The sequence below is a fragment of the Nevskia soli genome (assembly GCF_903970205.1).
Taxonomy (GTDB): domain Bacteria; phylum Acidobacteriota; class Terriglobia; order Bryobacterales; family Bryobacteraceae; genus Bog-113.
Genome location: NZ_CAJCHS010000322.1, coordinates 1 through 8,984, shown reverse-complemented (window position 1 = coordinate 8,984; position 8,984 = coordinate 1). Strand labels below are relative to the sequence as shown.

Here is an 8,984-nt window from a genome sequence, read left to right as displayed (position 1 = left end):
AAAGACGGAATCGGCAATATCTGGGAGCAGCAGCTTGCCGGTGGACCGCCGAAGCAGCTGACGCACTTCGCATCGGAGGAAGCGATTCATTTCGATTGGAGCCCGGATGGAACGCAGTTACTCGTGGCACGAGGGCATTCGCGCCGCAACGTCTTTTTGCTTTCAAATTTTCGCCAGGTGGTTCGCCGCTGCGCCCCGTCGCCGGCAACGGAACGCGCGAAGGCTTTCAAACCATTAAATTATAAATACCTCCGGAGAAAAGACAAACTATCGGCTTAGTTTCTTTGCGAGAACAGGGCTCGGTTTGAACGGTCGAATCTCAAGCTTGTACCTCAGAACTTTTTGTAAAAAACAAACAAAATATTACCTAATGTAAAACCGATAGCTGCGGTTATTTTGCAACAGTCGTACATACGTTGGGATGCGACTCGGATCCGGTAAAAGGAGATCACCGCGCACCAGTAATGTCAGCCCGAGCAGCTAAAGCAAAGACAACTGTGTACGCCCTTAAGAGACACTAAGATAAATCGAAATTCGGCGACAATAGTTCAAGTAATTCAGTTTTTTAGGAGTATAGTTAGATGAAAGAACTGTTGAAAACGACTTACGCGATTCTTGCTCTTCCTCTTATAAATTGTTACCGAACGCGCCGGCGAAAAAGCAAGAACCACAAGTAATATTGGTGAGCTGTAACCGTGAGGGTTAACAAAATAATGTTGATTGAAACCGACCTATTTCAGGAGAGTAATACCGGCTGGCCGCCGCGCGATTGGCCCGGGTTGGTGGCCCGCATAAAGGCCGGCGATCGAGAGGCGACGCGGGAGCTTTACTGGATGGTCACGGGCGGAATGCGCTACTACCTGTCTCGTGCGTTAGGTTCCGAGGACCTGGACGAGCGCGTTTACGATTGTTTCTCACTCGTTGCGCAGGCAGTCCAACGAGGCGAGGTTTGGGAAGCGGACCGATTCTTGGGTTTCGCCCGAACGATGGTGCGCCGTCAAATCGCATTTCATGTCGCCACGGCGATCGAAAATGGGCAGCGCGACGTCGATCCGGACAGGACGCCGCTGTCCACCCGTAGTCCCAATGCTCAGAACGCCGTGATCGGCAGGCAGGAGGAGCAGTTCGCCGCTTCGGTTCTTAAGAAGATGTCTCGACGTGACCGCGAGATTCTGACACGGTTCTACGTGGATGAACACAGTCAGGGGCAAATCTGCAAGGACATGTCCTTGACGGCAACCCAATTTCAGCTTTTGAAAACGCGCGCCAAACGGATGTTCGGCGAGCTCAGGAAACGCCGGCTCTCTGTGCGAAAAATAGCCCGGCCGGCATACGCGGCACGCGGAATCGCGAGTATGCCGGAACCCTTCATAGCTGGGGTCCACTAAGTTTGGATTTTAGCCGTAAATCGGCGTGCGCCATGTCGCGTTGCGGGCGCTGGCGCATCCCGGCTTCCCCGTTCACGGTCAGAGTTCAGTTAACGGGCTAAGCGTGGCTCGGTGGGTCAAATCCGCCGGTCGTCATTCTGGACCGCTTGTAGCTCGTAAGTTCGCTTTGTCTTGTTGGAGCTGCCAGCGGGGCGCCCCCGAGGCTTAGGGAGTGACAGAGCACCTTCGCTTAACCGCGCAACAGCAGAAATGGCGGCGTCCAGCTTGTCGCGTTCGGCCATTAACTCCGCAAGTAGCTTAGCGAAATTAACCATTCACTGTACCCGTCCAAGAAGAACCGTTTCAACTCGATGCTTGGCTAATTCGACAGTGTCGTAATGACCGAGCGCCAGCGGGCCCTGCGCGCCCGTCCCGTCGTGCCGCATGTCGTAAGCCTCCCATTGCTGGGGTGCTTCATAGGTGCGCGGAACAGCCGCTGCCATTCCGCTCAGTGTTCCATCTATATAGAAAAAGTGAGGGGAAAGCTCCCCGGGATACCAAACGGTGCCCATAGAAGTCTTCATCTCGGGCGCTCGATTGCTTTCCAGGGAAAGTCGAGTTGGAACCCATCGTCTCGCCGCCACAAGCACTGGGTCGCGGCCGGCCCAAAGTAGGCAGAGGAAAAACAACTAACCGCTTCCTGAGTACCTTTTAACTGAATTGCGTCGTTATTTCCGGCGAAGTTTTGCATGAAAGAGGTCAGCCTCCCAACATGAAGGGACGGCAGGTATAGCAGCTGCCGTTCGGTTCACTATCTTATCTATTTAGTATACGGCTAAAGAATATAAAATATATTATTTTTTTTGAAGAGTACTGAGCGATGGATGCTTTGGGCGAAAGCGGCGATAGCGCCGGACGGCGGTTTTCGGCTTATACATTTCTGGCGGTCGAATTATGGCATCGAGGGCTGGTAGGTCCTTTCGTTTGTTTGAGCTAGAAAATTTTCTAAACATCGTCAATCGGAAGCTTTAGTAGAAGAATTCGACAAAAGGCGACTGTTAGCACACCGAACCCAGCAAGTCTTCAGCGGAGTTAGCGACGTATTCAAGAACACCACGCGTAGGCTGAGGATGTTCTTGCGGGCGTCCACCGCGAATCCTTGAGCCTGCTCCGGCGACTTCTCGATCGTCGTAGCTTCTGAACTATCGACTATGCCGCTGACGCGGCCGCGGCCTGATGCCGATCACGAAACAGCGGCTGCGACGGGTAACGGTTGTTCACGAACACCCTTAATCAGGAGCCATGCCATCATCCACAGTTCGCCAAGCTCCGGAATGATCGCGACTCGGTTTACTACATCAAGATACCCCGGCAGCAGCAGGGCCGTAAAACTAACCGTCACCAAAGCACAACCGTCCGCGATCAGCAGGATACCGAGGATTCGCGGTAGGAAGCCCGATCTCATCACCAGAATGCCGAAGGGAACAAGCCACAGGCCGTTAAAGATACTTGCGATCGTAATGCCGTCGCCGTGCAAACCAAGAAACAACATCGCCAGGGAGTCTCGCTGGGCCGTATCGAAGGCCGACAGGAATGTTGCACCATGCAACAGTGTCAGGGCTGCGACATCGTTCAATACATTCAGGCACGTGATCGGAACGGAGATAAGAACCAAGGTAACCATGAGAGACGCGTACTTAGTGTCGACGCCGTTGAGTAGCCGGTATAGAGTCCTGACCAGGAACACAAATAAGATCGCGCCGGTCAGTTCACTTACCATGCAGGCCCGGAAGACTATCTCGGAAGCCAGGATGTTATGGGCAGTCGCCGACGCGTTGCCGGAAACGATCAGCGCGCTGGGGACGTAGAGGAGCGGGACGCCGGCCGCTGCCGCGCTTAGAAGATAAAGCGCGCCTGCGCGGCGTGCCGTCTTTCGGGTTGGACTCACCGAATCGAGCATCCCACCGTCGCGGCTACGACTTAGAGGTGAGTCCATCGTAGCACGAGCCGCCGTTTTCGAATCGACACTGTTCGATCAAAAACGGTTCGATCAAGAACGCGCAGGCAATCGCGTCCAAACGCGTTCGTTGGGATCGCCCGCACGGACAACAACCGCTAGTTAATCGGGCGTGGTCATGAGAGGAACAATCTCGGGAATCGGTGAAAGCAGTTCGTAGGCGATCAACCCCCGGCTGACCTCTTCCATCGCGATGATGGTGGACTTTTTCGACACCGTTGCGAGCAGGGGCCGAGCGCCACCCTGTAGTTGACGCGCACGTCTGCCGGCCACAATCACAAACCGGTAGCGGCTTTGCTCGGGATCGTCGGGAATTACGTTTCTCGGTTCGTTCTGGGGGTGTGTCATAGTTCCTGAGGTCTCCCGGCGGGCGAAATGTTTCTTGCGAACGCGGCTATGGTGTTCGGTAGTTCGTGGCCCTCGCGCCAATGGCGGACCCACTGCATCGGGTGAGCGGCTACGGTTCCGTCCGGATCGCGAACGTCACCCCAGGCCGGATCGGGCCGCAGCGCGACAAAAGATCCCGGTGACCCAACGCGCGTACCCGCAAACAGCACAACTCGATCTCCAACGGAAAAATCCGGCATATTCCTCCTGCGTGTCGCCGCCAACCAGAACGCGAACGATAACTTGTGAACACTAAGAGGAAGATTCCCGGGGAGCCGCTTAGGTCGGCTGTCGGGAATCTGGGCGGAGTTGCCCGGACATCTACTATCTTCGGCTTTATTATTCAAAGTGTCAATGGCTTGTCTTAGTCTCTGGCGCCGGATGAGCCTCAGCGGTAGGACTTTTCTTCTGGTACTACCGCGTCACGCGCACGGCGGAATCAATGCTACTCTGAGTACTCGTTTGACGTGTCTTACAGTTTCGGCAAGCTTCGCTAGTCTACCCGAATTGTTCCGCTTTCGAATCAGAGAAAGTTCGACGCATGTGCTTATGACCGGTCGCGCAGCCTTATGTGCGCGTAGCGAAAAGGATAGTGCCTTCTTTGGAAAAGGATCGTTGATGAATAAATCAAATAAGTTGGTTGCACTGGCGCTCTCTGTTTCGCTTCTTTACGCCCAAGAACTGCTTACGAACGAATCGATCCTTAAGCTCGCAAAGGCCGGCATACAAGAGGACGTGATTGCGAACATGGTTTCCAATCAACCTGGAAAGTATTCGCTTAGCCCGGACGCGGTTATCGCGCTGAGCCAGGCAGGCGTATCTCAGAAAGTGATCAGCGCGATGGTAACGAAGAACGGCGAGATGAACGCTTCGGTTTCGAAACCCAGCGTGGGCGGGGCCGCTGAATCCATGGTTCTTCACGATGCCACGCCTGTTCGCCTGCGTTTGACCCGGAATCTATCCTCAGCGGATGAGAAGACGGGCGACACGATTGACTTTGAAGTGCTCGATGAGGTCAAAATAGGCGATTTGGTCGTGGTCCAACGCGGGGCAATGGCCATCGGAACCGTCACCGATGCTGAAAAGAAGAGACGGATGGCGCGCGGCGGCAAACTAGATGTAACGATCGATTTCGTCAGGCTTACGGATGGGGAGAAAGTCGCGCTTCGCGGAGTAAAGGAAAACAAAGGCGGGGGACACACCGGAGCGATGACGGGAGCGATGGTTGCTACGGCAATCGTGGTGTGGCCGGCAGCGCCCTTCTTTTTGTTCATGCACGGTAAGGACACGACCATGCCGAAGGGAACGGAAATTACCGCTTACACCGATGGCGAGATTCGTCTTGACAGCAGGAAATTCGCGCCCAAGTAAGTTTCGTGGTGTCTTGGATCGTCTAATAGGCTCTAGTGCGACGCCGTTGAACTGACTCCTTCGCGGAGTTATTCTAATAACTCGCCGATGGCGGAGCTTCCGCGTCAATCACGGCCTACGGGGAGTGGAACTTCATGAGCGATAAGTGGTATGCGCGGCCGGTGCTGTTCGTAGCGGACATCGACAGGTCCGTTAATTTCTATGTAAAGCAGCTCGGGTTCACACAACCGTGGCGATATGAGGAGGACGGAAAGGCGTGGGTCGCGCAGGTCGACCGGCTCGGCTGCGAGCTCATTCTCTCTTCGCAGTGGCCCGATAAAGTGGGCAAGGGCCTGATGTTCATCTCGCTCGATGTCGGAGTGCTGGATGCCTTGCGAGCGGAACTGGAACAGCGCGGCGTGGATGTGAAGGACGGAGAGTGGGGCTACCGGCTCATGGTGGTCGCGGACCCCGATGGCAACGAACTCTACTTCCCCTATCCGGCGTCGCCCGCCGCCGGTTCCCCCAAGTGAGCAAAGCACTGGAAGATGCGGATGAAAAGCTAGACTTGTTTGTCGATCGACTCGACACGCCGATAGGCGAACCGTTCATCGTGGCGGACGGCCAGGGAAACCTGCGCGCCGTGGATTGGGCAGATTACGAGACGCGCATGCGCAATCTATTGCGTCTTCACTACGGTAAGCAGGGGTTTCGTCTCAAACCGTGTGTCAATCCGAATGGCTTAACTTGCGCCATAAGTAGATACTTTGACGGAGAGTTAAACTCGATCGACACTTTGCCGGTACAAACAGAGGGAACGCTATTTCAACGTACTGTCTGGCGTGCGCTGCGGACCATTCCGTGCGGCACAACGGTTTACTACTCGAAGCTTGCTGCGCAAGTGGCTCGGCCGAAAGCGATACGAGCCGTCGGTTCGGCTAATGGTTCAAATCCGGTGGGAATCGTCGTGCCTTGTCATCGCGTCATCGGAGCCGACGGTTCGCTTACCGGCTACGGCGGCGGTATCGAGAGAAAGCGGTGGCTCCTGGAACATGAACGTGCTGTTCCGAAGTAGAAAGACCGCGCGCGGGTGCTCCTTCTTGATTGCCGTTGCGAGATGTGGATGACGACGGGTTAGAATCGATGAATCCAATTCAATCAGGAAGGTGAAATGAACGGTTCTAATTCTCTGTTAGTGCTCTCATCGGCGATGTTTTTGATCACGCAATCGGCCTCTGCCCAAAGCACCGGTTATACCGGCCTCTTTGGCGGCGGTCCTTTCTATAAGAATGCCGCGGCCAATATCACTCAGGTAGAAAATTCCGGCTTCACCGAAGTGATTGTCTGGAGCGTGGAAGTGAGTTCGACCGGCGACCTGAACTTCAATGGGGAATTCCCGTTGACCTCGGGCGGCTTCTACGTCGGAAATCAAACCTGGCCCGACTTCCCGGCTGACATGGCGCAGCTGAAACAAGGTACAGTCAAGCGGATTACGTTCAGCATTGGTTCTTCGAACTATGGAGATTGGGAAAATATCAAAGCGCTGGTCGATGCCCAGGGAACGGGGCCGACGAGCATCCTGTATCAGGACATTGTAGCTCTCAAGACGGCCATACCGGCCTTGGACGCGATCGACTTCGATGACGAAAACAGCTTCGATGAGCCCTCAACCGTAGCGTTCGGTGTGATGCTGGGCAAACTCGGTCTGAAGGCGATTCCGGATCCCTTCGACAATAACTCGTACTGGGAGAGCGTGGTCGCTCAGATCAATGGCCGGCTGGCGGGCACGGTAGATGGCGTACATCTGCAAGCGTATGCGGGCGGCACGGGGAATAATCCCTGTGTTGATTGGAACTTCGGAGGAGTACCGGTATGGCCGGGCCTGTGGGACCAGGTCGATACTCCGAGCCAGGTGCAAAGCATCATGACCGGCTGGAACAGTGAGTGCGGGATCAATGGCGGATTCCTCTGGTTATATGACGATATCGTAGGAAGTTCGCTGGTTAACCAGTATGCCGCCGCGATCAACACCGCGGTTAGTAGTACCGGCTTCCTTCTCAGCGGACCAAGCAACATATACTTGAACCAAAGCGGCGTTGCGGGCGGCGCGATTAAGATCACCGATTTGAATGGGTTCAGCGGCGACATCACTTTCACCGTTTCCGGCTTGCCGACGGGTGTTCAGGGCGGCGTGGGCGGCACGGGCAACGAACGGAAGCTGTTGTTCCAGGCCGGTCCGCTGGCCGCGACCGGGTTCTCGACGATAACAGTGACGGGAACTTCAGGCAGCATTACGCAGACGTTCTTTGTTACGTTGGCTGTAAGTGCGGCAACCGGTTCAACCGGCAAAGGCGTCGTGGTCGACTTATCGTCTTACTTCAACCGCAACGGTATCTACACGGATGGGACTATGTTCCCGGCGTCGGGTGGGCTTGATGGCGTGGGTAACGCCTACTCCGCGAACCTGCTTGGTACTTCGCGAGTTGACTACGAAGATCTGTTTGACTTTGGACCGGCCAATGAGCTGGATGCGGTGAGTTGCACAGGTCAAACCGTCGCGCTGACGGCAGGCCGGTTTTCCAACCTGCTTATGCTTGGCGCGGGCGTCGAGGGCGATCAGATGTCACAGACCGTGACGGTTACTTATACTGACGGAACAACCACCCGGTTTTCGCAGAATTTCAGCGATTGGTATACGCCGGCGAGCTACCCCGACGAAAAGGAAGCGGTCGCGATGGCTTACCGGGACGAGTCGAGCGGGACCAAGGACGACCGAAAGTTCAACTTATACTCTTATCAGTTCACTCTTGATTCGAGTAAGGTCGTTAAGAGCGTGACGCTGCCCAATGATGCGGATGTCGTGATACTTGCGGCTACTCTGCGCTAGTGTCGTCTCTTCAAAGTGAGTTGACGGTGGCGCGCTGCTTAATTTCGCGCGCCGCCGTTCGCCGGCAGTACAACTTATTCGGTTTCGAAAACGACGCGCCCATCGCCTAGATGGATCTCATCACCGGAGCGAAGCTGCAAACCGCGGGTAGGACTCTTCGGAACGGTAAGTCTCCGGCTGTCGCGAAAGACCGAGGTGCCGCGCTGACTGGCTCCGTCCTGCAGATAAAACCTTCCCGTTTCCTTGTCGTAGCGGATGGTCGCGTGTTCGCGGGATACGGTTGTCTCGGTCTCCGCGAAGGCGATGTCGTTGCGGCGGCGAAGTCCGTCTTTCTCGCCGGAAACCTCTTTGAGGCGGCCGATATTCACGCGGTCGGATTTGACGTCCAGTTCCTGCGGTTCGGCTTGTCCTCGAACCACGCGAAGACGTGCGGCGGGGCGTTGTACAGATACTGCGGGGACCGCTGCCGGAGCTTCGATGGCGCGAAACTCGATATTCACACCCTGGCTCGCGCCATCACAAACTGCGACGTCCACATGAAAGCCCGGCGGGAGGGTGCAGCGCGCTTCGCGGAGCAGGTCTTTGATATCGCTCTCGATACCATCGGGTCCGCACAGCGCTGCGCTCATCGCCGCGCGTTCACGCTCATCCGGCGACGCCACGCGGATCCACACGGAGCCATGCGGAAAAACGCTGCGGCCGCCGCCCTTCGGCTCGATCTCGGCGCGCACGCGCTCCAGGATCTCGCGGCGAATCTCGAGCAGTTCCCGCCCCCGCGGTTCGCCGCTCACGCGCGACGACCAGCCTTTGATCTTCCCGGCGATCCATCGATCCAGTTCTTCGAGCGCGTTCATATCAGTCCTAATTGCCGTGCGGCCGCCACGATTTCGCCCGCGACCGGCGCAGCCGTCGTGCCTCCATATTGACCGTTCTCGATCAGCACGGCGAAAGCGATGCGCTTGCCTGGCGTCTTTCC

11 protein-coding genes are annotated in these 8,984 nt (G+C 56.0%); 6 read left to right on the top strand and 5 right to left on the bottom strand.

The features are described 5' to 3' along the window. Both H1Y01_RS19550 and H1Y01_RS14035 read left to right on the top strand, forming a co-directional pair. On the top strand, nucleotides 1-279 hold a 279-nt coding region (locus H1Y01_RS19550), incomplete at its 5' end, for a hypothetical protein (RefSeq protein ID WP_219341545.1). A 434-nt stretch (nucleotides 280-713) separates the two neighbouring features. Next, on the top strand, nucleotides 714-1,388 hold the full coding sequence (locus H1Y01_RS14035; RefSeq protein ID WP_180541137.1) for an RNA polymerase sigma factor: 675 nt from the start codon (nucleotides 714-716) through the stop codon (nucleotides 1,386-1,388). 314 nt (nucleotides 1,389-1,702) lie between these two features. On the opposite strand, the gene H1Y01_RS14030 is transcribed toward H1Y01_RS14035, so the two are convergent. The 4 genes from H1Y01_RS14030 to H1Y01_RS14015 all read right to left on the bottom strand — a co-directional run bounded on the left by H1Y01_RS14030 (nucleotide 1,703) and on the right by H1Y01_RS14015 (nucleotide 3,971). Beyond that, nucleotides 1,703-1,939 carry a hypothetical protein gene (locus H1Y01_RS14030; protein ID WP_180541136.1) on the bottom strand — a complete coding sequence of 79 codons (237 nt, stop codon included), beginning with the start codon at nucleotides 1,937-1,939 and terminating at the stop codon, nucleotides 1,703-1,705. A gap of 671 nt (nucleotides 1,940-2,610) precedes the next feature. Further along, nucleotides 2,611-3,315 carry a DUF4386 domain-containing protein gene (locus H1Y01_RS14025; RefSeq protein ID WP_180541135.1) on the bottom strand — a complete coding sequence of 235 codons (705 nt, stop codon included), beginning with the start codon at nucleotides 3,313-3,315 and terminating at the stop codon, nucleotides 2,611-2,613. Nucleotides 3,316-3,486: 171 nt separating this feature from the next. Further along, a complete protein-coding gene (gene rpoZ / locus H1Y01_RS14020; protein ID WP_180541134.1) occupies nucleotides 3,487-3,732 on the bottom strand; it encodes a DNA-directed RNA polymerase subunit omega in 246 nt (81 codons plus the stop codon). Further along, nucleotides 3,729-3,971 carry a hypothetical protein gene (locus H1Y01_RS14015; protein WP_180541133.1) on the bottom strand — a complete coding sequence of 81 codons (243 nt, stop codon included), beginning with the start codon at nucleotides 3,969-3,971 and terminating at the stop codon, nucleotides 3,729-3,731. Before H1Y01_RS14015 ends, rpoZ begins: the two co-directional genes overlap by 4 nt. A 418-nt stretch (nucleotides 3,972-4,389) precedes the next feature. On the opposite strand from H1Y01_RS14015, the gene H1Y01_RS14010 reads away from it, so the two are divergent. The 4 genes from H1Y01_RS14010 (at nucleotide 4,390) to H1Y01_RS13995 (ending at nucleotide 8,008) form a co-directional block, all read left to right on the top strand. Continuing rightward, nucleotides 4,390-5,142: a hypothetical protein gene (locus tag H1Y01_RS14010; RefSeq protein ID WP_180541132.1), complete on the top strand. Its 753-nt coding sequence runs from the start codon at nucleotides 4,390-4,392 to the stop codon at nucleotides 5,140-5,142. A 134-nt stretch (nucleotides 5,143-5,276) separates the two neighbouring features. After that, complete coding sequence (locus H1Y01_RS14005; RefSeq protein ID WP_180541131.1) at nucleotides 5,277-5,654, top strand: glyoxalase superfamily protein; 378 nt, start codon at nucleotides 5,277-5,279, stop codon at nucleotides 5,652-5,654. Then, nucleotides 5,651-6,196 (top strand): methylated-DNA--[protein]-cysteine S-methyltransferase, encoded by a 546-nt coding sequence (gene ogt / locus H1Y01_RS14000; RefSeq protein WP_257644457.1) that lies wholly within the window; start codon nucleotides 5,651-5,653, stop codon nucleotides 6,194-6,196. The genes H1Y01_RS14005 and ogt overlap by 4 nt, the downstream gene beginning before the upstream one ends. A gap of 96 nt (nucleotides 6,197-6,292) precedes the next feature. After that, a complete protein-coding gene (locus tag H1Y01_RS13995; RefSeq protein ID WP_180541130.1) occupies nucleotides 6,293-8,008 on the top strand; it encodes a hypothetical protein in 1,716 nt (571 codons plus the stop codon). A 74-nt stretch (nucleotides 8,009-8,082) separates the two neighbouring features. On the opposite strand, the gene H1Y01_RS13990 is transcribed toward H1Y01_RS13995, so the two are convergent. Further along, entirely contained in the window at nucleotides 8,083-8,862 is a 780-nt protein-coding gene (locus tag H1Y01_RS13990) for an FHA domain-containing protein (RefSeq protein ID WP_180541129.1), read from the bottom strand. Between the last annotated feature and the right edge of the window lie 122 nt (nucleotides 8,863-8,984).